This window comes from Nocardia sp. NPDC050710 (assembly GCF_040654375.1).
Lineage (GTDB): Bacteria > Actinomycetota > Actinomycetes > Mycobacteriales > Mycobacteriaceae > Nocardia.
Genome location: NZ_JBFAHV010000022.1, coordinates 33,939 through 58,996, shown reverse-complemented (window position 1 = coordinate 58,996; position 25,058 = coordinate 33,939). Strand labels below are relative to the sequence as shown.

At 66.7% G+C, this 25,058-nt stretch carries 14 protein-coding genes; 4 read left to right on the top strand and 10 right to left on the bottom strand.

Going from position 1 to position 25,058, the window contains the following annotated elements:
• Nucleotides 1–31: 31 nt before the first annotated feature.
• A complete protein-coding gene (eccCa, locus tag AB0H61_RS29750) occupies nt 32–4,042 on the bottom strand; it encodes a type VII secretion protein EccCa (protein ID WP_357310882.1) in 4,011 nt (1,336 codons plus the stop codon).
• Entirely contained in the window at nt 4,039–5,592 is a 1,554-nt protein-coding gene (gene eccB, locus AB0H61_RS29745) for a type VII secretion protein EccB (RefSeq protein ID WP_357310880.1), read from the bottom strand. Before eccB ends, eccCa begins: the two co-directional genes overlap by 4 nt.
• A 737-nt stretch (nt 5,593–6,329) precedes the next feature.
• On the opposite strand from eccB, the gene AB0H61_RS29740 reads away from it, so the two are divergent.
• The gene (locus AB0H61_RS29740; RefSeq protein ID WP_357310878.1) at nt 6,330–6,521 is read left to right on the top strand and encodes a hypothetical protein; all 192 of its coding nucleotides are present in this window, start codon (nt 6,330–6,332) and stop codon (nt 6,519–6,521) included.
• A 4-nt stretch (nt 6,522–6,525) separates the two neighbouring features.
• On the opposite strand, the gene eccA is transcribed toward AB0H61_RS29740, so the two are convergent.
• Nucleotides 6,526–8,286 (bottom strand): type VII secretion AAA-ATPase EccA, encoded by a 1,761-nt coding sequence (gene eccA / locus AB0H61_RS29735; protein ID WP_357310876.1) that lies wholly within the window; start codon nt 8,284–8,286, stop codon nt 6,526–6,528.
• Between the two features lie 720 nt (nt 8,287–9,006).
• Between eccA and AB0H61_RS29730 the strand changes: the two genes are divergently transcribed.
• Nucleotides 9,007–9,549: a type VII secretion system-associated protein gene (locus AB0H61_RS29730; RefSeq protein ID WP_357310874.1), complete on the top strand. Its 543-nt coding sequence runs from the start codon at nt 9,007–9,009 to the stop codon at nt 9,547–9,549.
• A 1,077-nt stretch (nt 9,550–10,626) separates the two neighbouring features.
• On the opposite strand, the gene AB0H61_RS29725 is transcribed toward AB0H61_RS29730, so the two are convergent.
• Complete coding sequence (locus tag AB0H61_RS29725) at nt 10,627–12,423, bottom strand: hypothetical protein (protein ID WP_357310872.1); 1,797 nt, start codon at nt 12,421–12,423, stop codon at nt 10,627–10,629.
• 3 nt (nt 12,424–12,426) lie between these two features.
• Complete coding sequence (locus tag AB0H61_RS29720; protein ID WP_357310870.1) at nt 12,427–13,371, bottom strand: NlpC/P60 family protein; 945 nt, start codon at nt 13,369–13,371, stop codon at nt 12,427–12,429.
• 720 nt (nt 13,372–14,091) lie between these two features.
• Here AB0H61_RS29720 and AB0H61_RS29715 point away from each other — a divergent pair.
• Nucleotides 14,092–14,862, top strand: a complete 771-nt coding sequence (locus tag AB0H61_RS29715; protein WP_357310868.1) for a hypothetical protein — start codon at nt 14,092–14,094, stop codon at nt 14,860–14,862.
• 16 nt (nt 14,863–14,878) lie between these two features.
• On the opposite strand, the gene AB0H61_RS29710 is transcribed toward AB0H61_RS29715, so the two are convergent.
• The 4 genes from AB0H61_RS29710 to AB0H61_RS29695 all read right to left on the bottom strand — a co-directional run bounded on the left by AB0H61_RS29710 (nt 14,879) and on the right by AB0H61_RS29695 (nt 20,306).
• Entirely contained in the window at nt 14,879–15,706 is an 828-nt protein-coding gene (locus AB0H61_RS29710; protein WP_357310866.1) for a GNAT family N-acetyltransferase, read from the bottom strand.
• Nucleotides 15,707–15,728: 22 nt separating this feature from the next.
• On the bottom strand, nt 15,729–17,867 hold the full coding sequence (locus AB0H61_RS29705) for a hypothetical protein (RefSeq protein ID WP_357310864.1): 2,139 nt from the start codon (nt 17,865–17,867) through the stop codon (nt 15,729–15,731).
• A gap of 38 nt (nt 17,868–17,905) precedes the next feature.
• Nucleotides 17,906–18,301, bottom strand: coding sequence for a hypothetical protein (locus AB0H61_RS29700; protein ID WP_357310862.1), 396 nt, complete (start codon nt 18,299–18,301; stop codon nt 17,906–17,908).
• 73 nt (nt 18,302–18,374) lie between these two features.
• Nucleotides 18,375–20,306, bottom strand: a complete 1,932-nt coding sequence (locus AB0H61_RS29695) for a type VII secretion target (protein WP_357310860.1) — start codon at nt 20,304–20,306, stop codon at nt 18,375–18,377.
• Between the two features lie 1,055 nt (nt 20,307–21,361).
• Here AB0H61_RS29695 and AB0H61_RS29690 point away from each other — a divergent pair.
• Nucleotides 21,362–22,552 (top strand): hypothetical protein, encoded by a 1,191-nt coding sequence (locus AB0H61_RS29690; protein ID WP_357310858.1) that lies wholly within the window; start codon nt 21,362–21,364, stop codon nt 22,550–22,552.
• Here AB0H61_RS29690 and AB0H61_RS29685 read toward each other — a convergent pair.
• Nucleotides 22,480–25,056: a hypothetical protein gene (locus AB0H61_RS29685; protein WP_357310856.1), complete on the bottom strand. Its 2,577-nt coding sequence runs from the start codon at nt 25,054–25,056 to the stop codon at nt 22,480–22,482. The genes AB0H61_RS29690 and AB0H61_RS29685 overlap by 73 nt on opposite strands.
• Nucleotides 25,057–25,058: the final 2 nt, after the last annotated feature.

Genomic DNA, 25,058 nt, shown 5'->3' with positions numbered 1-25,058 from the left:
ACCTTGGGAATATTGCCGGGCGAGGCTTTGATCACGGTTGCGGCGGCGTCCAGGCCGCCTGCACGAGATCCTTTCGAGAGTGCAGCGGCTCGACGAGGACGCCACGGCCCACCGGCTGTTTGGACGGCTTCACATCACCGATCAGCATGCCGTCCAGCTTCGACCCATCCATGATCAGACCCGACGAGTTGAGATTCTTCATCTGGCCCATCACGTTGTCGTACAGGGCCGTATCCGCCTGCGCGATATTCCGGGCCACGATGACATGCAGGCCGGTATCCCTACCGTCGACAAGGATGTCCTTCAACGGTTCCAGCGGATTCATCTGGCCACGCTGCGCCACCATGTGGTAATCGTCTACGACCACGAATATCTCCGGGCCGGTCCACCACGAACGCTCCTTGAGCTGCTGCGGGGTCACATCATCGGGTGGGCGACGGCTACGCATTTTCTCGGCGAATGCCGGTAGCCCCTCCCGCAAGTCGCGTTCGCTGGTCAGATATCCGATCGACTGCTCGTCCGGGATGGCCTCCATGTGCTGGCGGCGATAGTCGACCAGAAGTACGCGGGCCTGGTCCTTGTCGAACTGCGTACGGATCGATTCGAGCAGCGCGGCCAATACCGTCGACTTACCGCACCCGGTCGAGCCGAGCACGATCAGGTGTGTCGAGACACCGAAATCGATGGCCGCGGGCGTCAGATCGGATTCACGGATACCGAATGGCACCACCAAACGCTGTGCCAGGGTCGCGGGCGCCGGTCGGCCACCACGGATCTCGTCGAGGCTGATCTGCGAAGGCAACAGTCTGACCGGCGGCGCCATGCGGCCCGAGTACGACTGCGTCAGCTGGTCGATCGCGGCCGCGAGACCCGCACCCGCGGAGTCGATATCACCGGATCCGTCGACACGCGGCAAGGCGGTCAACATGTGCAGCCCGTCATTCGAAATGCAGCGACCCGGGCGATCGGCCGGAATCGCCGCGACCACATGGCGATGCTGATTGAATACGGTGTCGGTCAGATCGCCCAGTCGCATTTCCAGGCGGGTCTGCAACAAATCCTTGATGGCGGGGCGAATCGCCGCCCAGCGGGAACTGCTGACCACCAGGTGGATCCCGAAGTTGAGACCCTGCGTCGCAATCGATTCCATTACCGGCAGGTACTCATCGAAATACGGCCCGGTGACGGCGAATCCGATATCCCACCCGTCGACGACGAGAAAGACGTCACCGTGCTGGTCACCCCGGGCCGTGAGTTCGGCCGATTCCCGTGGCGAGTTCCTGCGCCGCCGGAACTCACGCATCGAATCGATACCGAGCTCGGTGAACAGCGCCTGCCTGGCCGCTATGAGATTGGTGACCAATGCGAAGGTCCGCCGGATCCGGTCCCCTTCGCGCGCGGATGCCACCGATCCCACGTGCGGCAGCTTCCGCAGACCGGACAGACCACCCGAGAAATCGAGGCAGTAGAACTGCACCTGCTCCGGGGTATGGGTCAGTGCCGCCGACATGATCAGCGTTTGCAAAGCGGTCGATTTACCCGACTGCGGCCCGCCCACGACGGCCACGTGACCACCCGCGCCGGACATATCCACCGACCATACGTCCTGGCTCTGCTGCCTGGGTTTGTCGACAAGCGCCCACGGCAGTTGCAATGCTCCCGGTGTCGCGGCGCGCACCAACTGGTCGAGGCTCGGCGGGATAACCAACGGCGGCAACCACATCGGGTGCGCGGGCCTGCCGTGGCCTGCCAGCTGTTCGAGCACCGTCTCCATGACGGTGACAACTTCACCGTCCGATTCGGGAGTCGGGGCGGGCGAGGCGGGCTCCGCCACCGCGGCGGGTCGTATCTCCGCGATATGCGCGACGGTGAACCGCTGCGGCGGGCGGTAGGAACCGCCGGCCCGTCGCGCTCGCTGCGCGGTCGCCGTATTGGTCTGCGCCGGTGGCGTATACGGCGACCCGACATACGCGGCCTGGAAGCGCTGGAGTTCGCCGGAGCCGACCCGCAGGTATCCCGCACCCGGCTTCTTCGGCAGGTGGTAAGCGTCCGCGGTGCCGATGGCGTCGCGGGAGTCACTCGTCTGGTTGGTGCGCAACGCGATCCGGTAGGAAAGGTGGGCCTCGAGCTCGCCCATCCGGTTGGCGGGCACCTTCTGTGAGGCCAGCAGCAGGTGAATACGCAGCGAGCGGCCGAGTCGACCGATGGCCACGAAGAGCTTGGCGAAGTTCGGATGGTGCTCGAGCAGTTCGGCGAACTCGTCGAGAATGATGAACAATGTGGGAAGGGGCGGGATATTCGCGCCCTGTTCGCGGGCCCGCTCGTAGTCCGCGACGCTCGCGAAGTTGCCCGCGTCTCGCAGAATCCGCTGCCGCCGACCCATTTCGCCGTTGATCACGTCCTCCATACGGGTGACGAGATCGGCTTCCTCCTCCATATTCGTGACAACGGCGGTCACGTGGGAGAGCCGGTCGAACCCGAGGAAGGTGGCGCCACCCTTGAAGTCGACGAGCAGCAGGTTCAGCACATCGGGAGAGTGTGTGGCGACGGCCGAAAGTACCAGGCTGCGAAGGAATTCCGATTTTCCGGAGCCGGTCGCGCCGATGCACATGCCGTGCGGCCCCATACCTTCCTCGGCCGATTCCTTGATATCGAGGTAGACCAGACCGCTCGCCGGGTCGTGGCCGAAGGGGATGTTGAGGCGGGAGCGGTCGGCGTCGCGGCGCACCGGCCACTGCCGCTCGACCAGGATCGCGCCCGGGTCGGGGATCGCGACCATCTCTTCCCAGGAGGTACCGACGCTGGCTTGCTCGGCCGCCACGGCCTCGACCACCGTGGACAATCGGTAGGGCGAGATACTGCGCGCCAACCGGGTCATTCCGGTCGCCGACATGGTGTCGACCACTCCGACCCGGCGCGTTCCGCGCGCGGTGATTTCCTGCAGCGAACGATCCTCGGCAACAGTGAAACTCAGCGCGCGCGGTAGCGATTGTTCCACCGGGCCGAGCCGCAACCAGGTGCAGCCGTCGATGCCGGATATATCGCGTTCGTTCGACGATCCGCCCGCCGCGATGATCAGCAGATAGTGCTTGCGGTCCAATGTGGGTTCCGAATTCGCCGAGAACGGACCGCGATTGAGCCCCGCCACCACCTTCGCGCGCAGCTCGGCGACGGTGCGGTACACCATCCGGCTCGACCCGATCGCATCGGTCTCACTGGGATGCTGGGTATGCGGCAACCACTTCAGCCAAGACCATTCCGGCGCATCGGGATCCGGCAGCACCGCGGCGATCGCGACCTGATCCGGACCGTGCAGCACCGCCACCTCGGCCATCATCGCGCGCACCAGGCCGACGACTTTCTCCATATCCCCGTCGATGCCGACCTGTGGCGCGGACAGCAGATTGATGGCGACGGGCATGCCGCCCACCGTGGAGTACGCCTTCGCGAACCGGGTCACCTCGACGACGCCGACCGGATCGAGATCGGAGGTGGGCGCCGCCTCGGGCACGATCACCCGCACCTGATTGGCGATGCGACCCCTACCCATCCGCACCCGCAGGAACTGCGGGCTCGCGACCTGCACCTCCCACATCCGCTTGCCGCCGATCAACGCGGCGATCTCATCCGGTCCGGGGTGGGTGTAGCGCAGATAGGCGAACAGCTCGGCCTCGGCCTCGTGCACGGTTTTCCGGTTGTCGGTGATACTGCGCAGGTAGTCCTTGCGCTCCTCGTTCAGGCTCGCGGCCCCGCCGGATTGATTGCCGCTCATCGCCCCGCCCATCATGCCCCCCATGGACACGAGCATCATGATCGGGAACATCAGCATCATCGGCGACATCTGACCGCCGTTTCGGAACATCATCACCATCATCCCGGCCATGGCGGCCACCATGACGACGGGCATGACTATCTTCAGCCGGGACATCGGCACCGGTTTGGGCAGTTCGGTAGGCGGCTGCAACCGAAGTTCGGTGACGGCGGGCGCTTTCGGACCGCGCACCATGCGGGCCGGGCGCACGAAGCGCCGGGTACTCGTCACGAACCACTCCCGAAGCCGACGCCGAAACTATTGGGCGGGATGCCGTCGTGCACGATGCGCGCATCCCGTTGGGACAGCACCGGGCCCACCGCGAATAACGACACAATGCTCCACGGCGCGGTCAGCGGCTGCCGCAATGCCAGGGCACGCACGGTCGGATCGCCGCCCTGCGTGGCGAGGTTGGCTTCGACGCCGTAGCGGACGCCGCTGTCGGAGACCCAGTACAGCGACTCGCGCCGCGGCGAGGCCGGATCCACCCCGGTCACCTGAACAAAACTGCCTGTGTCCCTCGGCATATAGGCGGCGTCGGCGGTGGCGCCGTGCGAGCCGTAGGCCGTCACCAGGTCGACCGCACGGCTCTGCTCCTCGGCCGTCAGCGGCAGCTGCCTGCCGACGATCATGGTGACGACGGCATTCTGATCGGCGCTCGGGCGCAACCAGTGAAGGCAGCTCACCCCCAATTGGGCCGGTTCGGCCAATCGGATCGGGCGCGTCGGATAAGTCGCGGTTCCCGGCCACGCACCGGGTCGGAGATTGGCAGCGATCACGTCCGGGCCCACCGTCCTGGTGGATATCGCGCCGTGCGAATCCGCATTGCGGAGCATTGCCGCCAGCACCGAACTGACCTGCACCACACCCGATTGCGAGACCACGTAGTAGGAAACCCCACGATCCGTGGTCGATACGGTCAATACGGATCCGACCGGCGTGGTGAGACCGGACGACAGTGTGATCGTTTCCCCGGCGCCGGGTACCGCGGGCACCTTCAGCGGCGGCACCTCGGGGATCGCGTTGATCAGGCCGCTGGACGCGGTCATCACCGGCGCGGTGGCGTCGATACCGAGCGCGAGGATGACCGGCGCATCGGACAGCGAAATCGCCGCGCGCACAACACCTCTCTCGACATCGTTGTAGACGAGCCACACGCTGGTGTCATCGCGCAACAGGCGAGCCTCCCCGTCGGCCAGCATGCGCGTCGCCTCCCCGTCGACGGTGAGCGGACCGCCGATCACGGTGGTGCGCACCGCCGATCGCGCCGTCGTCGGCAGTCCCGTCTGCGGATTGACCCGCGCCACCGCACCGGTTTGCGCGGCATCGCAGACCGCCCACGACGACTTCTTATCGTCGCCGTCGACAATGCTGCCCGGCGCACCCGGAATGCCGACCCACGGTCCGCGCGGGAACTTCGCCAGTTCATCTCGCGAAACCTGGACCGGCTTCTCGGGCGAACCGACAATGAGTCGCGCCGACGTCAGATTCAACGCCGGATGCATCCGGGGCCCGATGCGTACGAACAACGCACCGGTGTCCTTCTCCGCCACGATCTTGGAATCGGCGACCTTTTTGGCGGGTTTGAAGAATGCCAGCACCGCCGCCCCCGCGATCACCACGCACGCCAGCGCCACACCGATGGTCAGTGCTGTCGCACGCCCGCGCTGCGGATCGTCGATCATCGAGGCATCCCGGCGCACCAGTGCGTGCTCGATCCGGCGCAGCAGAAACCGCCACCCCGAAATCTGGTGTTTGGTCACCACCCGGAAGCGCGCCACGGGTTTTCGTTCCTTCCGCCGACCTGGGGCAGAAATCTAGCCGCCGCGATCGCATCCACACCCCGGATCTATTCCCAACCACGGGAATTCTGGGAGAATCCGCCGCGCCGCCGGAGGTACAACAGGGCCCGTGACCTTCGATATCGGGCGAACGCTGGTCGCCGCCTCGAAGCAGGCACTCGCGGCAATCGAAGGTTATCGCGACGCCTTCCGGTACGAGCTCGGAGGCACGGCCGGCCACCTGCGCGGCGTAGCGCATCGGACAGCCGTCGCCGATCTCGACTGTGCCGGTGAGATCAACGCGACTCGCGGAATCAGCCTCTCCGAGACTGTCGACCGCGCGCGGGTCTCGATGCGCTATTGGCCGAGTCCCGGCGAGGCGGAAATGCGGAACCGTCTGCTGGAGAGGCCCGAGCTAACCCCAAGGTACCGACAACACCCGCGACGGGTGAACGGACTGCCGCACTCGGTGTACCACCTGCGCGAAGGCGAACGCCATCGGCGTATCGGCATCCCGGCGAAGCCGGGCGAACTCGCCAAGCGGGAAGTCGCGGCTTATCGACTCGCCCAATTGCTCGGTTTCGATCTGGTGCCGCCGACCGCCTTGATCTACGGACCGTGCGGCCGAGGATCGGTTCAGCAGCTCAGGGTTCTGCTTTCCCGAGGCTCCCGACCCGGACTTCGGCATCCGTTCCGATTTCGTCAAGGCGTACCAGGGTCACCGACTCGACGACAGCGTGCTCGACAGCGTCCACGCGCTGGACCCGGCCACCCTGCGGGCCGCCCTCGAAGATCTGAGGCTCAGCCCGGCGGCGATCGACGGAACGCTGAGCCGACTCGACGAGATTCAGACGCGCGGCATGATCACCGGCCAGAACTGGCCGGGAGAGATCCGCCGTTGGTCACGGTACGGAACACTGCACCCCTGACCCGCTATCTGGCCGCGGTAGGCGCCAAACCCGCCAGCGCGGCGGCAATATCGAAGGCGTCGACGGTCATCAGCTCGTCGTCGGTCATCGAGGCCACGTCGGCGTTCTCCCGGGTGAACCGGTAATCGCGCTCGGATTCAGCGGCCTCCACCACATTGCGGATGAAACGGCCGTTACCCGCGAGGTCGATCAGCCGCCTGCCATTGCGGGTCTCCCCCGCCAATTTCTCGCATCGTTCCCGCAGGATCTCGAGCGCCTGCTCGGAGAGTTTCGAATCCTTCTTGCGCGCAATGTGATCGGCGATCTGCACCAATTCGTCGGCCTCGTAGCTGGAGAACCGGATCCGCTTGGTGAAGCGGGAGGCAAGACCGTCATTGGAGGCCAGGAAGCGGTCGATCTGGTCCTCGTATCCGGCGATGATCACGACCAGCTTGTCGCGGTCGTTCTCCATACGCGCCAGCAGGGTGTCGACGGCCTCCTTACCGAAGGCATCACCGCCGGACAGACCCTCCTGGATCAGGGTGTATGCCTCGTCGATGAACAGCACCCCGCCCAGCGCCGAGTCGATCAGCGCATTGGTCTTCGGCGCGGTGTGACCCAGGTGGGTGCCGACCATATCGTTGCGCGAAACCTCGATGACATCGGAGTTCTCGACCACACCGAGCCCCGCGAAGATCTTGGCGATGACCCGGGCGATGGTGGTCTTACCGGTGCCGGGCGGGCCCGAGAAGATCAGGTGCTGGGACCGGGAGTCCACCGCGAGTCCGCGCTTGGCGCGCACCTGGTCCATCAGCACGCCCGACTTCAGCCGGTCGACCTGCTCCTTGACCGAATCCATGCCGATCTGGGCCTGTAGCAGGTCGGATGCCTCCGCCAGCAACACCTCTCGTTCGGCGCGCGCGGCCGTGGCCGCGACCTCGGCCGGATCGTCACCGGATTTGGGATCCCATTTGTCGGTGCGCGAGGAAATGACCTCGGGTGTGGCGACCTCGAAGCGATAAGACTTGTCCCGCAACGCCTTCTGCCACTCGGGCCGCTCGGACCAGAGCCCCGAGCCCGGCAGCGTCTTGAGTACCCGCTCGGCGGCATCGTGATCACCGTTGTGCCGCAACACCATTCCGAGCAGGAAGTGCGCGTCGGCCCAGATGTAGGACAGATTCCCCGCCGAACTATCCTCGACAATCCGCTGCGCCCTGGGCAGAGCCTCGCCGAAACGGCCCAGCTGCGCCAATGATTGAGCCGCCATGAGCTCGGCCGCGATATCGAGCAGACCGTCCTCCAGCGAGGGCTTGGCGGTCCGGGCGCTGAGCACATCGGTCCAGCGCTCGGTTCGGTAGAACAGCGACATCCGCACGAACTCCGCGACGTCGTCTCTCGGCACCTCATCGAGAATCGCCGCGGCTTCCTGCCATTCACCCGCCGAGGCATACGAGCAGGCCTGTGCGATGGCGATCTGATCTCGATCGGCCATGGCCACCCGAAGTCCGTACATCCCGATCTCGACCTGGCACCACAGCGCACGGTCCGCGAGCCCGGCGCGCTGCTGATCCCGATAGAGGTTGTGCGCCGATCGGTAGGCCCCGTAGATCACCTCACCGGTCACCTCACCGGCCATCGCGCGCCCGAGCCACGCATCGCACATATCCGGATCGAGATCGGTCGCCGCCCGGAACGCCGCCCCGGCGTGCTCTTCGTTTCGCACGCCCCCGGCGACAAGTCCCAGACTTTGCACACCCGTGTAGAACGCGTCCTCGGCTGCTGACACTCGGCCTTCCCTTCACCGATCTCGCCCGTGGGGCGATAGACAGTCGCTGTTCAGCACCAGCCAACCTTGTCCCCAGCTTTGGGAATGATCGTAATCATATGCCGCCATTCATCGTGACGTCGAACAACGGCATAGTGGCGCGGTGACGACCATCTTGCGCCCGTCTTGCAGGCAGTTTCGAGTCAGACGGGCGCGATTCACGCCGAGATCTACCGAACCTTCCTTCATGTGCCGCTGTTTACGTGCACGCTATTGCATGGCTCGTTAATCTGGTCTATTGTCGACATCGGGTCGTCAGCCCCCTCATCCTGATGACTCAACCCCCACGGGCGGCGGCCGCCTGGACAACGGCCGCCGCCAGGGGTGATCCCCGGACATCGTCGTGGCCCGACAAGCATCCAGACTTCCCCGAGATAAGACGTTCAGGTCCTGCGCCCCAGATCCGCATCGCGCACCGTCCAGATAGTCCCCCGCCGAGGACCTCATCAAACCCGCCCACTCGCGCGAGGACCGGCCCGCCTGCCCGTGAGACGGGAAAGTTGCGCAGCCGTGCGGCGGCGAGACGATCCGCGGCCATGACGCACCGATGACAGTATTCCCAACAATGGGAATACTGCGCCGACGCATCAGCCCGCCGAGTGATCACACTGCACATCGGCGACGACATCAGTACGACAACCCACCTGTGCCGGATGTCGCTGGTTGAGCTGTGAGGGGCCGATGGTGGTGGAACCGATGCCAGGGACGTTTCGCCAAGGCGACTGGATACTTCTGGTGGACCCCGGGTTCACCCCGCCGACACCGTCGTCACCGCCGCCCGACAGTGCGATCGTGGGTGGTTGGCAAGTGGAGCAGAATCGCGGGACCGGTCCATTCGAACCGAACCCGGACTACGTACCTTCCAGCGAATCGACGCCGACCGACCCGACCGATGCGGTGTTGTGTCTCATCCGCGACGGCGCGGCACTCGGTGACGAACTGATCCGCACGCTGAGCGATTCCGTCGTCGAGATCGCATGCGACGTTCAGGACAATCCGATCGTTGACGTGGCGCCGGATGGCGTCGCCTGCGTTCTCGTCGCCACCGCCGCGGTACAGAAGCAAGGTATCGACGCGCCGCGATGGTGGCCACTAGTAGGCCGCGCGCTTCCCGACGTCGTCCAACCCGGGGTCGACATCTTCCTCAACCCGCACGGCCGGGTGCCCATGCGCCTCGTCACGAGTTCATTGCAGTACCGGACAATGGCGCAGGAGCCGTGCTAGCCGCCACGCTCCGGGGTGTCGCCACCCGCCTGAAAGCCTGCGCACATCTCATGTCCGACGCGACGCGGTTGACCTACACGGAGACATCGAATTACGTACGTGCCGGCGCTCGGCAGTTGACACGAGCCGATGCGGATAGCACCGGTCCGCTATTGACCGGACGCGGTGATGACCTGGCGTATCGACAGTTCACTCCGGACGATGTGCTGAGTATTCCGATGCGGGATCGCAGCGGAAACATACTCGGACCGATTTTCCCTTCGAGGTTCGGCGATATCGGTGGATCCCTGCGCTGGGCACGCGCGAAGAACAGAGAAGGCGACCATTACTATCGGACGACCCATCCGAAATGGGGATGGCCCCGGCGGCTGCAAGCCAACTGGTCCCGCGACACAACCGATCAACCGCCGGTTTACGCCGTCGCTCACGGCTCGGGTGGATACGCGTTCCGGATAAGGGTTCGAACGGGACCGTGGCGGTGGAGAACGGTGCACGTGGATGGAGCTACCTATGGTCATATCCTGAGCTCCAACAGATACTTCCAGCAAGCGGCCGGGACCGACGCCACCGCGCCCCTTGTGCTGTTGTCGTGCAGCGCGGCCAAAGGTCCGGCGGCTCGCCAGGTAGCTACAGTCGTGCACGCCAACGGCTTCGGGGGAGATGTCCACGCGGCCAGGAACCAGGTCCGGCTTCCGGCGGATCGCGACAATTCCGTACTCGAGGTCGCCTCCGACGATACGGGCCGGGACTGGGAGGTCATCGAATCCCCGGGACGATCTCCTCCGGCACCGGCCGACGCGCCCGCACCATCGGCCCCGGGGACAGGATGACGCTATCGGGTACGTGGCATCAGTCGTTCTCGCGTACGACGATCGACCTGAGTACGCGTGATCGGTAGCGGAATTGGAATATCAGCATCCGGTTCCCGTGGACCTGGTGGAACGAGATCGTTCCCTCGAGCGGGATCCGCGGGTCGACATCCGCGCGGTCCGGAGCCAATTCGAAGTACTCCGCCAGATCGTTCTGTGCGAGTCGATCGGCACCGTGTGGAGTCAGTACCAGGATCCCACTGATCGCCTACCGTCCCGATCGTATTCCGGATGGGGACTCGTCCGAGCCGACGGGGTGTTTCGGCGCGTCCACATCGTTGCTGTCGGCACCAGGAGGGGTAGCGGTCGCGACGTGAGGGGGCGCCACTACCACTGATTCCGCTCCTGCAGTTCGGTTTTCGTGGTCTGTTTCTTCTCGAGTTCGCTCGGTATGCCGATCCGAGCGCGGTGCGTGGCCCGCCGCGGTGGGCGCGAAAACCTTTGGCGCGGGTTCCGGGGTCACGTTCGGGGTGGTCTTCGACCACGGTGTTTCCGTCGGCTTGCGGTTCGCGGAGGCATCGACGTTCGGTCGGGAAGGTTTGCGTGACGCCGACTTCGCGGGGCGGCCGCGTTTACCCGCTCGTTCGGATCGGCCCCACGGCGTGGCCGGTGACGCGTTGCGCGGGGTCTGCGCGGTCGACGGTGCGCCGTTCCCGACGCCCGCCGGTTCAGCGGAGTTGGCCGACCGATCGGCGGATGGTGTTCGGTCCGTCGCGGGTTGGCCGATACTGTCGGTACTGCCACCGAATGTCGCTGGGGCGTGGCCTGATTCGAGATCACGAATATCGGGTCCGACGATTCGCGAAGCGGCGTGGGGCGGACTGTCCGTTCGGCCTGACGTGATCGTATTGTCCGGCCTGCTCGATGGACTCGCGTCCGGGCCCGACGCCGAATCGGTGACGGCGCGACTCGACGATTTCCCCGATGCCGCGGTGCCCGGATCGGTCGAGCCGGGCAAACCCCGTCCCGGGTCGGTGGCCTCGGCTCCGCCGGAGCCGGATTGCTGCGGTGCGCCGGACCCGGACGGGCCGCGCTGCCAGGGGGCGGTGGGTTTGCGTTCGTCGAATGTGTCTGCCGCTCTTGCCTTAGCACCGTCGCCGCGGGGTACACCGTCGCCGCGGGGTACGTCCGGTATTCGCGATCCGGGTACCGTGCCCGGCGGCGAGTCCGGCTGGTTGTGCCGCGGCGTCCGAGTATCGGGATAGGTGTCGACGCGAGGTGCACCGGGGAGCATGGTCGGGGTGCCCGGCAGCTCCGGCGCCCCCGGCAGCTCGAGCGGGTCGCGGGTGGTGAAGTCGAGCCGCGATACATTATCGGCGAATGTCTTCGCGTGTTCCAGAATGTCGTCGGCGAGCTTGTCGAGGACATCGGCGTACCGCAGCACCTCGTCGGGTTCGATGCGCAGCGGGATCGAGGGTGAGCTGTCCGGCGCGGTAGGTACTCCCAGCGCATCGCGGGCCGCGTTGTAGGCGACCCGATTGATCATCCGATCGATGGTCTCTTCCAGCGGTTCGATCGCCTTGCCGATCACCTCGGCGGCGATATAGGCGATCAGCGTCTCCTCCATCGCCGAGCACATCTTGCGTGCGGCCGCGGTGAGGATCGGCCGTAGGGTCAGCGCCGCCGCGGGGCTGACCCACATGGCCAGGAAGGCGGCCGCGAGCGCGGCGAGTTCGGCCAGGACCGCGACCTTGACCACGACGATCACGTCGGCGGCGATATCCAAGGCCTTGGCGACGAATTTGCAAGCGCGGTCCAGATCGGCCATGTGGGTGGCGCTCATGGACGCCCACGAAGTCACCAGCGCCTCATAGGAGTAGCCCGAGTAGACCGAACCCATATCTTTGATCGCGCCCGTGGCCGATTCGTGCGTCTGTGCCACATTCACGGCGAAGGTGTTCACCTGCTGGGCCAGCGCGCGCACATCGTCTTCGTTGATATCCGGGTACGGAATGCCGATGTAGTTCAGGAAGAGCGCGACCTCGCTCGGGATTTCGATGGCCACGGATCAGAGCACGCGAACGACAACGGCATTGCTGGTCATGGGTGAGTATTTGACGTGCGAACCCGAGTAGGGGGCCTCGATGACCATGCCGTTGCCGACCGCCAATTGCACATGCTCCGGGACGCCGGGGCTACTGAAGGAGCTGGCCGGGAAGACGAGGTCACCGGGCTGAACATCGTTGGGATGCACGCGTATTCCGCTATGGATCTGGTCGTAGGTCGTGCGCGGCAGCACGACTTCACCATTGGTGGCCTGGGCGATCGCGTACTGGGTCAATCCGGAGCAATCGAAGCCGCCGCCGCTGGGACCACCCGCACCGCCGCCGCCCCAGATGTAGGGTGCGCCGAGCCACGCGCTTGCCGCGTTCACGGCCCTGCCACCGGCGGTTCGATCGGAGCGCAACGGGCCGCGACCGCTGCGACCACTGCGACCACCGGAGCCGATACGACGTCTCGGCCGTCGGCGTGGATTACTGCGCAGCGTGCCGCGGACCGGTTGCGGGGTTGTCGGCGGCATGATCTGCGCCGCGCGCTCGCGAGTCGCCGCAATATCGGTGTTGACCTGTTTGGTGGCGTTGGCCAAGGAGGTTTGCGCGGCGTTGAGCATCGCCGGACCGGCGAACCGGGAATCGCCGATGGCGGTCAGCGCCTGAAGGCGGGCCTGTAGGTCGGCGATGTGGCCGTTGATCTTGTTGCGGCCGATGACGGTGCCGTCGCTGGAGGCGGTGACGGCGGTGCCGACCGTCCCTTCCTTGGCGGTATGCGATTCGACGACCTTCGCCCGCCCATCGTGGGCGCCGGTGTACCCGGTACCGATCTGACCGCGCAATTCGGCGACGGTCGACTGGGTGAGCGATCCGGACTGGTTCGAATTCGGTTGGCCCGCACCGTAGAGCCCGAGCAGTGATTGCAGAACCCCGTCCAGCGCACCCGTCAGCGCCGGCGCCATTCGACCGACTTCCCGTCGTACATCACCCATCACCTCTCAGGTCCGGCGCACCCGTCGTGCCGCCCGTTCGAGTCCCATACCGTCCCGTAGTGGGTTTGCTGTCGACTATGCGGCAATGGCGCCGATCACCGCACAAACCCGCTTCCCACCGACGAGAAGCCATGACAATGAGGGTGATCTTCTGAGAGGTGGTATCGACGCATGGCTACAGACGGGGCGGACAGTTCGGTCTCGGGCGCGACATTGCTTCCGACACTCCCGGGGGCGGCGACGTTGGACTCACCGGTACAAGCGGACGACCCGATCTACCTGAGATCGGGCCATTCGCCGATGCCGACGGACCCGTCGACACCCACCTCGCCGTACCTCCCCCCGGATGGTTCGACCGTCTCACCCACCCAACCGGCGCCGCCACCACAGGTCGGTCCGGCGGGTCCGCCACCGAGCCGTCCCGGGGAGTACCCACCTGCGGGGCCCTCGCCGGACTTGGTGCCTCCCGTCGGAAGATTGGGCCCGACAGATCGTCCGCCCCACCCCGACAGACCTCATCCGCTTCCGCATCCTCAGCCCCCACTTCCCGGCACACCGCACTGGGCCAAACGCCTGAAACCGCCGCCCGGCGCCTCACCCGGCCTCAAGAAACTCATCGAACTGGCCGATGACGCGATCCGAAGGGCTGTTCTCAGCCTGGGTACCGGTAAGACGATCCCGCCGCCGAAAATGGACCCGCCGCCGAAACCGGTTCCGTACCAGAATCCCGGGTCGGGCCAGGCGATCACCGATTACCTTGCGCACGTTGCCAAGATCGACACGAAGAAGGCGACACTGGCGGGCATGGACGACGAGGTGGCCGCCGCCTCCGCCGTGGTCGCGGGCCGACACGGCCACACCATGCGCGAAATCGAGGGCATAGTCGACAGACTCAACTGCGAATTCGCGTTCTACGGCAGCCGGAAGCTGCAACCCTCGGACGAGGCGAGGCTGGTGTGGGCGATCGCCGACTCGATGGAGCACCTGTATCGGCTGATCGGCACGGTCCTCACCGGCAATCATGAGATCGCGGACGGCGGCAAAGGCGGCGGGGGCAAAGGCGATTCCGGGTCGGGAGGTTCGGGGTCCGGTGGTTCGGGCTCGGGCGGTTCGGGCTCGGGTGGTTCCGGGTCGGGCGGTTCGGGGAGCCCCGCGGGAGGCGGCGGTGGAGATGGCGGACTCGGCGGCCTATTGCAGATGCTCGGGATGTTGCCGATGATGGCGATGCCGCTGATGCAGATGCTGCCGGAACTGCTGAACGGCGATAAGGATAAAGACGACGAGAAGGACGAGAAGAAGGGCGAAGAGCCGAAGAAGGACGAAGCTCCGGCACCCGCCGCACCGGCGCCGGGCGATCCCAATGCGTCCGCCACCCCGAGCCCCACTGGCACACCCGCGCAACCGGTGGCCGCGGATGCCGCCGCACCCCAGCAGAATTCACCGGTGGCCGCATCGGCCTAGACCCACCCGAGGATCATCACGGCTCGTAGGCCGCCGCGGGTCGGATATACCCCTGCAAGAGGACGGTGAGGCCGTATTCGGCCAGGGGTGGTGGCGTGGGGATCAGGCCATCGATTTCCTCGAAGCCGTACCCCCGGTAGATGTTCTCGGCCTTGGTGCTGACCGCAACGTGCAACTGGATATCGACCGGTCCCAGGTAGTCGAGTGCGGACCGCATCAGGCGACTGCCGACCTTCAAATCGTGCCACTCCGGGAGCACATACCAGGCGTTCAGGTAGCCCGAACCATCGTCGTTGAATTCCGGATGGACGAATCCGACGACGCCACCGTCAGGCGTGCGGGCGACGAAGAGCGTCTTGCTCTCGTCGGCCACAAGTTCTTTCCAGTACGGGAGCTTGCGGGGTCCCAGGCTGCGTAGAACGAAGTTGGCCAAACCTCTGTCCGGCGGCAAGTGCGGACCCGTGGCCCCCGGCAGGCCGCGGTAACCCTCATCGGTCGCCAGCACATGGCAGCGGACGATGCTCGGAACGTCCTCGATTCGGGCTCTTTCATAGGTCAATAGGTCCGCTATTCGCGCTCGATCGTTCCCATTGGCGACCAGGCGGTATGGCGCATCGGCTGTGCGCGGCACCAGATAGCTCGGCGAGAACTGTCCGATCGACCATTCGCCGGGGAACGTATCGAACCGCCTTGCGTCGGCATCGCCCACCGAATCGACCAGCTGGCGCATTCTGCCGCCGTAGCGGGCATACCCCGAGTGGATACCGCCCCCGGCTCTCGTCAATCCGGAGACCAACGGGTCGAGCACGTCGGTGGTGACGGTCCGAAGGAGTTGGAGGGTCACACTGGTTCTTCTCCCGAGGACCTCAGACCTGCGCGACCACCGGTGGCAGTGGCGGCGGGGTCAGCGCGGGGGCTTCCGGGTCCCCGAGACCGGGAACCGGAGGACGGCGATATCCCATGAAATCGCCGTAGGGGCCCTTGCCGATATCCGGTGGGTTATTCACATCGAAATCGAACGGCACGAGCTCTCCATTGAGGATGACATACAGCTTCCCGTTCACCCTGACCACCAGTGCGGATCGGTGCCCCCACTGCACCACGTCGCCGGTGTTCAGCTTCCCTTCGGTTACCGGCGTCCACTCGGCACCCGGTTTCGACTCACCCGCCGTACCGCGGTAGGCCGCCTCCGCATCGGCGCCGTTGTGATTATTCATCTCCCGGTGGACGGCCTCCGCCACCGCCGACGGCGCCTTCTGCGAAATCTCGCCCAGGTTCTTGTCATTGATCTTCATATCCACCATGGACTGGTTGCCTGCGGGCGGCTGCCCGGCATTCGCCCCAGCCTGGACCGCGGGCTGACCGGGTGCGGCTGCGGCCTGATTCGCCTGTGCCGGTTGATCTTCCTTACGCGAGCGCGATTTCCGATCATCGTTGCCCCGCCCTGGCTCATGATCCGGTTGGTTCCTGCGCTGCATCATTTCGGACAGCATCATGGGCAGGAACGCGTTCTGCATCCCCGCCATCGGGTTTCCGGCATTCTGCTGAGGGGGTGCGGGATTCTGCACGACAGCTTGCCTCGCCGCATTCTCGCGGTCACGGGCCATGGAGGCGCCCAAGTCGGCAATGGCCTGTTTGAGATCGGCACCCGAACGGCCACCCGGCGCGTCCTTGCCATAATCCGGATCGCCCTTGTCGCCGCCCGGTGGTACCTTCCCGAATTCCGGATCCGCCTTGTCGCCGTTCAGGTCGATGTCCGGCAGGAGATCGTTCGGATCGGTTCCGGGGGGACCGGGGTTTCCCGGGCCGGGGTTTCCCGGGTTGCCGGGACCACCGGGAGCTCCAGGATTACCTGGACCGCCCGGGCTCCCGGGTCCCGGTTTTCGACTGGTTCCGGGACGACCTTTCTCCCCACCAGGCTTGCCTGGTTTCTCACCTTCGATTTCGTTGCGCTTGCCTTCGGCGAAATCACGCACGTCCCCGATTTTCTTCTCAACCTTCTCGACGGTGCCGTGGATGCTCTGCTGCAGTTTCACTTCGTTTTCAGCGGTCATGGTGGCTGAAATCAGGATTCGTTTGGTTTCCTCATCGTACTTGCGCACCGTCGGAGCCTTTCGCAGTGTTTGATCGAGCTCATCGATCAAATGAGTAACCGCGTCGAGCGTACCCTGCACTTTTCCTTCGGTATCGAATTTTGCGGCCTCGATCGCTTTCTGACGCTTTCGGAGCTCAGCCTTCACCTCGTCGAAGCTGCCGACCTTTTCATCATATTTCTTCGTCATTGTGGAGCTGTTCGCGGTATCCAGTAGCCCCTTGTCGTGCAACAGATCCGAGAAATCCGGCGCCGCAGAAGGCCTTCCGCTACCCAATAGATCCACCTGGAGTTGCAATGCCAGCTGGGCGGCATCGATCAAATTCCACAGGCCACGCCCAGCGCCGTAGGGATGGTACAGATTGACCAAATGGAAGTGCTTACCGCTGTCCGGGGGCGCGAGCCGGGCCGTTGGATTGCCCAGACTGTCGACAGCCACAACGCTGCCGTCATCATTCACCCGCAGCGCGACGGCGGGGCGCTGCCCGGGCTGCGATGCCCACATTTTGTCGGCGTAGTAGTACGCGTCGACGGAAATATCCAGCGAACCGTCCGGCCTGAACGTGACCGACATGACCTTGTTGCCGTCGGTCCCGCTCGCCCACGAGACGCCGTTCGGACCCTTGACAACGACGTTGCCGTCGGCTTGGCGCGTCAGTTCGTATTTGCCGTTCGCCGACTTGACCGACTGACCCACCTCGAGTGATTCACCCGGCTTCAATTCGGTGAGGGTCGGCTTCGGGGACGGTTTCGGCGGATCGGCGGGCTTCTCCGGCTCTTTCTTCGACTGCGGAGTCGGTGCCGGTGCCGGACTGGGCTTCGGAGTCGGACCACCTTGGGTGCCCCCACCGGCTCCGTCCGCAATCGGCTTGCCGTTTTTGTAGCCTGCCCGCTCCTCGTCCTCAATACTCATCGCAGTTCACCCTGCCCTTCTCCATTCGGCATCGACGCTCATCTGACCGACGCGGCACGACATCCGGCGGCGAGACCGGCACCTGGCGCATTGATCAGTGCTGTCAGCACATGGGAACTCGAAACAATCGGCGGTTGCAGAGTGATCGCGTAGGACCCATGATCCAGACCGGCAGCCTTCCGGTCCTTTTCAGCCTGCTCGGCTTTCGCTTTCTCGCCAGCCCTGCGGGCCAGCTGCGTCTGTTTCCGGTCTTCATCGATGCTGTCGCGTTGGTATGCCTGCCCGCGCTGCGCTTTCAACCAGTCCGGGGCTTTGATCGGTGGTGACATCGGGTCCGCATAGCTTCTCGTCAGTGGATTCCATTGACCCTGGTACGACAGCGGGTAGAGGGTCGGCGGGGCTTCGCCTGGTGGCTCGTAGTCATGCTCAGCCATCGACGATTGCCGGACTCGGGCTCGAGCGTACTGAACCGACGTGCGACATCTCGTTGTGGCTGCTTCGACCACGCTAGCGACGATCCGGCGCGATGTTCCGCGGTCCACCCGGCGGCGACGTTACCGGTGCAACAACAGCACCGCTGGGCGGACCCGCGGTGACAGCGGGCGCACTGACGGCTCCGGTGCCTGCCGTCGGGCGCACCACACGATCGGTCTCCGTAGTCGAGACTGCGGCCGGAACCGCCACGAACAGTGGGTGATTCACGATCTGTTCGTGGGCGTAGATGGCGTCGCGCAGGGACTGCCTGGTCGACTCGCCCTCGAGGAGGAGCACCAGTTCGTTGGAGCGGCGCTCGAAGACCATGGCGCGCAACCCCGCACCCTGCTCGTCGACGCGCAACTCACCCAGCTCGACCCGGCCCACGTCGATGCGACGCGACAGCATCGATGCGGCCAACAGGTCGTTCTCGTCGCGCAATTCGTCCCACAGCGCACGGGGAACCTGTTGTCCGGCTTGGATCGCGGTGAGGATCCGTTCGCGTACGGCCCGCGGCGCGGCCGTCTCCGGCGAGCTGGGCACCGATCGGCCCACTTGGGCGTGCGCGTCGGAGGCCAGTTCGATCGCGCGTGCGCGGACGGCGGAATCCGGCACCGCCGCAATCTGTTCCAATGCGGAAGGAGAGCCGACAATCCCGAGACGATCCGTCGTGTCGTGGGTGAGCACCCGCAGGTCGACCTCGTAGGCCGGGCCGACGAGACCTTCCATCGCCACATCGCTCAATCGCGCCCGAAGGCCCGTATCGATCGGGCCGGAGGAGACGAGCGCCGACATCCGGGCATTGGCTTTGGGGCCCCAGGCCAGCGCGAATTCGGTGAGGATTCGCGCGGGGTCGGAGACGCCCTCCCAGGGAGATCCGGTGCCGTCCACGCCGAGCAGCTCGTCCCAAATCCACGGGGTGGAGACCTGCTGTGGCAGGAACAGTCCGGCCGGGAGCCAGCCCCGGCCCTCGTTGGAGGTGATGAAGACACCCGTGCCCGCGGGTCCGCGAAGCACCGCCACCGCCCAGGCGAGGCCGACAACCGGCTCGTCGGCCGCCGCCAGGACCGCGCTGAGCAGTGTGCGGGCGAGCACCAGGTCTTCGTCGACATCCGCGCCGACGACGTAGGCGGGCTCGGCCTCCTTGTCCTTGGCGGCGGCCACCGCCGCACCGAACGATGGGGGCACCGGCACCGGCGTCACGTCGGCGGCCGAGGACGATCCTGCCGCAGGCGGGGTCGAGGTCCGCTCGTCGCCGGAGCCGAACGACGGTGGCATGGTCGCACCCGGCACCGCCGATGCGGGTGGCATACCGCCCGCCGTCGGCGCGGTCACGCCGCTGCCCGCTCCGGTGCCTGTTGCCGGGCCCGTGCCGTCGGTGCCGAATGGCACGGCGGTCGATGGCATGCCGGTCGCGGTAGGCATGCCGGTCCCCGCGGGGGCTCCCGTTCCGACCGGTGTGGTGGAGCCACCACCACCGGGAGCGCCGACGACCGGCGGCGTATCGGTATCGGGCCCGGGCCGTACCGTGGTCGGCGGTTGTCCGCCCGGAACCTCGCCGATCGGCGCGGTCGGGCCCTGCGGAGGGGTCGGAGGCGTGGTGGGCGGCGGCGGGGACATGCCCGGATCACCGAGTCCCCCGTGCTCGACCAAGTTACCGCCGACGCGTATCTGCCGGCCGATTTCGTTATCGTCCTCCTCGTAGGCGGCAGCCGCGGCGAGCAGATTTCGCCCTGTGTCGTCATGCTCGTCGGCCAGTGCGTTTCCGGCGTCTTCGCGGGCTTTGTAGTAGCTCTTGAGCGCGTTGTACACCGGATCCGCGATATCGCCGTACGTGTCGGGGAAGCTGTTGAGCCACTCGGTGGGCTGCCTTGCCCATTCCCGGGTGTCGCGTGCGACCTGAAAGTGCTGGTTGGCCAGCTGACGCAGTACCGACGGATCGATATCCAAATACTGATCCGGCATGCCCACCAATCCTCTCCCACAACCGACTCGACCCATTGTCGAGGCTTCCCGGTGTTGGGAACCCAACTCTGGGCATCGCGCCCTGTCGGCTGGACAATCGAATCAGGCCCGTCGGCACTGTCAGGTGGCCCGAATACCGGTGCGATCCAGCGTGTCTGGACGACCTGACCGCCGCAGTAATCAGTGAGAGCGGGGTGAGCCGGGTGCCGCGGGTCGATTCCGGTCAGCTGCGTGAGCTGGTGACGACGCTCGAACACCTCATCGCCGACACTTCCCTCACGGTCGTCGGACTGCAAGCCACCATCGCCCGGGTCGAGCAAGAGGAGTATCGGACTCGCACCACCGTCCCGGTCGGCCTCGCTGCCACTGAACCGGGCCCGGCCGCACCGACGGCCACCTTTTACCTGCGGCCCGCACGAACCCCCTGGTCGCCGCCCGCACCTCGCACGCCTTGGTCGAAACTCGCCGACGCCGAAAGGCATTCGCCCCCGCGCCGACGGCATCCTCAGTCGCCTGGAACTCGGACCACGACGCAGCCCCAACCGATCCCGCCTCGGGCCATCCCGCACACACCGCAACCCGAACCTGCCGCCGCACCTACCCCGCCACCCCGGCCGATCCCGCAGCCGGGAAACCCACGCCCGCGGCGTCGTCTGCGAATCCGGCGACAAGTCACCCCGCTCCTGCAACAACTCCCACCGACTCAACCGTCGACAAGCCCACTCCACCAACCGACCCCGCCACGGATACCGCACACCCGGCAACCAGCACCGACGGCCCCGCCGCCACCGGCCACCCCATCCACCGCACAACCCCGGCAGGCCGCGCGGGAAGCAGACCAGAGCACCCTGCGCCCCCGGCAGGACCCCACCGCGCGCGCCGCTGAACTCCTCCAGTCCATCCCGCCCCTGCTGCCGACCGCGGAACCCAAGACCGCGCCACCCGCAGCGCACCCACCGAACCACTCGGCGACCGTGGGCCCGACCCAGCCGAACCCCCACTCGACCACGCCCGCGCAACCAACCCTTCTGCCCGCCACCGAGCCGGAACCGGCCGTGCCACAGGCAGACCGCAGCACCCGACGCCGCAGGCAGGACCCCACCGCACGCCTCGCCGAACTCGTCCCGCCCCTACTGCCCATCCCACAACCTGCCACCACGCAACCGGCAACCCACCCACCGACCGACCAGGCCCCCGCCGCGAGCCCCACCCAATCGAACGCCGCACCGTCGCATCCAACCCACCTGCCCGCGACCTCCCCCACTCCGCGACCGGAACCGGCCGTGCCACAGGCGGACCGCAGCACCCGACGCCCCCGGCAGGACCCGACCGCACGCCTCGCCGAACTCGTCCCGCCCCTGCTGCCGATCCAGCGACCCGCCACCGCGCAACCGGCAACCCACCCACCGGCCCACCAACCCGCTGTCGCGCGTCCTACCGAGACGAGCCCGCGACCGGATACCGCGCCGGGCCTACCTACCCACCTGCCCGCGACCGAACCCACTCCGCGACCGCGACACACCGCACGGCGTATAAGGCAGTCGCACGAACCGATCGACGCCGACGAAACCAACCGACTCCTGAAGAAACTCGCCGACACACATCACTTGGAGATCATCGGATTCGAATCGTCGGGTCTCGATGCGGACTCGCTGCACGAGATCGCTACCGCCCTCGACGATCTGATGACCAAGTATCCGATCGCCTTGCGCGGATTCGAGATCGCCGACCTCAGTGCAGGCGGCACACCCTCGCGCATCGCTCGGCCCGACACCGCCGAAGCGGGCGAATCCGCCGCGCTCTGGATCGTTCTCGATCGCGACGCCACGATCCGGGTTGCCGCCGACACCGACGGTGTGCACCGAGGTTGGCGCGTCCGTGACCGAAAGCCGATGTACGCGGCGGTCGTTCGCGAATTCGGCCGGGCCCTCGATCTCGTGAGCGATGGGCGTGCACACCCCGCGGCCCAGCGCGCCCTGGTCACCGAGCGGCTGCGCTCCCGCGAGAGGCGGCTCTGGTCCCGGCGCGACCGGTTCGATCCCGGACTGCTCGATCTCGGCCAAGCCTTGGCCGACGGTTTCACCGAGTTCGAGCTATACGGAAAGCGCGCCGGGGCGTTGGCCGCTCAACTGCACGACCTGCTGATCTCGATGGCGCTGAATCCGCCCGCGGCTCACCGTGGCGGACCCGCCGAGATGGACGAACGGGGCGCCGCGGCGGCACCGGATGCGCCGGGTGGTGTCTGAGCGAAGAGCGGATGATCGGTGATCTGGCCGTGCGCGTATACCGCATCGCGCAGGCTCTGCCTCGTCGGCGGTTGCTCCAACAGCAGCACGAGTTCGTCGCAGCGCCGCTCGAAAACCATCCCTCGCAGGGTCGCGGCGGAGGCGGACTGATCCGATGGCTGCTCGGAACGCAACTGTCCCAGCGGAATCCGCGCGACATCGGCCCGCAGTGAGAGCATCGAGGCGACCAGCAGATCATCAGCGTCGCGCAAATCCTCCCACCACTGCTCGCGCACCTCTCGCCCCCGCACGACCGCCTGCAGAATGCGCTGGCGCAGGGCGGGCAGCTCGAGCGATGACGGTGCGGCCGATCCCAGCCGTCGCACCCGCGCATCGGCGTCCCTCGCCAAATCCACACGCCGTGCACCGATATCGGCCCCGGCCACCCGTGCGATCCGATCGAGCAGCCGCGGTGCGGCAACCATTTCCAGTCGGTCGGCCAGACCCGGCGCCGGCGAACCCAATGGCATATCCGATGCCGCGGCTACTTCGCCCTGCATCGGCACGTCCCGCAGCTGTGCGCGCATTCCCGCGTCGATCGGCAGTGCGGAGACGACCGCGGCCAGCCGGGCTCCGGACTGCGCTCCCCACGCGGCCCCGAATTCGACCAGCACCCGAGCCGGGTCCGAAATGCCCTCCCAGGCGGTGCCATTGGATACCTGCCACACCCACGGCGTGGAGACTTCGCGCGGCAGGTACAAGCCCGCGGGTAGCCACCCGCGGCCCTCGTTCGAGGTCACGAACGCGTTGACGCCGCCCGCGTGCCGCATGATCGAGACGGCCAGTGCCAACCCCACCGTCGACGAATCCGCCACGGCCAGCGCCCCGCTCAACAGCGTCCGGGCGAGTACCAGATCACCGTCTACCCGTTCTCCCATCACGAATGCCGGGGCCGCCGCAGCGGCCATGGCGGCACCGACCACGCCATGGACCAGCGCGTCACTGCCCACGGTGTCCGCGCCACCGTCCTCGTGCCCGCCACTGCGGCCGCGCGATGGGTCCTTGGCCGCGGGCGAGGTGGCATTGCCGGGTGCGGACACCGATCCGGGATTCGCCGACACCTGGCCTGCGACAGCGGCTTTCGACTCCGCCGCCACCGGCGCGGACCGCGCTTGCGGTGACGCGCCCGCAGCGGACGAAGCCGACGTGGTGCCACCGGCCGATGATCCCGTCGCGGCCGCGGTGACCGATGGGGCCGCGGTCACAGTCGGTGGCGCGGCGACTGGTGGCGCGGGCGGCATGATCGGCGGCGGCATCGCTGGCGCCAGTGGCGTCTGTGCTCCGCCGATCTCGTCGGGAGCCGGATCGAAGGCACCGACGGAACTGGTCCCCCGTTCAGCGGACGCCGCCAGCTGGTTCGGATCCGACCGCCGTGCGCCGAGTGGCGCATCCGCCGCCGGTGCGCGCTCGGTGGCATCCCGAATCGGATCCGAACCCGTTGCGCCCGAACCGGATCGGGTCGTCGCGCCACCGGCCGGTGGCGCGCCGGATTCGGCGTCCGGTGCGCCGCTCGGGTGTATCGAGGGCGTGTATACGGTGCCGGGGCCGCCGGAACCTGGGTTCGGCGCGTAGATCGGGGTCGTGCCGCTCGGGTGGGCCGGGAACGGCGTCTGTGGGCGGGGCTGCGTCGGGCCGCCGTCCACAATCGGTTGGTCGGCGCGTGGTCGCCCACCGTCCGCGGGTGGGTGCGGCATGTCCGGGTCGATAACGACCACATCCGGATCCTCGTCCGGAGGCACTCGGTCCGAGACCGGTCGATCGATCGATGGTGGCGGCACCGGAGCGGGATTCGGCCGCGCCGACGGGGGTGACTTGTGGTCGGCGCCGCGGTCCGTCGGCCGATCGGTGTGCTTGCCGCCCGGGGTCTGCGTTCGCTTTCTCGGCACCGGGGGACCACCGCGGCTCCCCGGTCCCCAGGGACCGGGCCGTCCCAGCGCCTCCGCGATCGCGGCCAGGCTCGGCAGGCCCGATGGACTGATCCCGCGCAGCGCCTCGGCCGCTACGTCGGCGACCTCGGCCCTGGCCGCGGCGATGATGTTCGTCGTGCGGGCACGTGCGGCAGTAGCTTCGGCCTCGTCGACCGTCCCATCGCCCGAGGTATCAGGGTCGGGCGCGTCGCGGATCTGCCGCGTGGCCCGATCGACCACATCGAGGATCCGATTGCGGGTCCGGTACACCAGATCGGAGAAGTCACGGAAGGTGTCGGCGGAGGCGACCAGAGCATCCGCCAAGCCCTGCGATGTGCCGCGCTGGGACCGCATCGAATCCTTGACCGGATCCAAACCCTTGCTGGCGCGGACCCTCTCGTCGAACTCACGACGCTGCCGTTCGACACTGTCGGGGTCCAGGACGGCAGCACCCGCGCGGGCCAATGTCTCCAGCGCGCTCCAGTCCGCCGGGCCGATCGCAGGCCAGTTGTCACCGACGATCGCCTTCCAGTGCGGGCTGTCCCGCTCCGACTCCATCC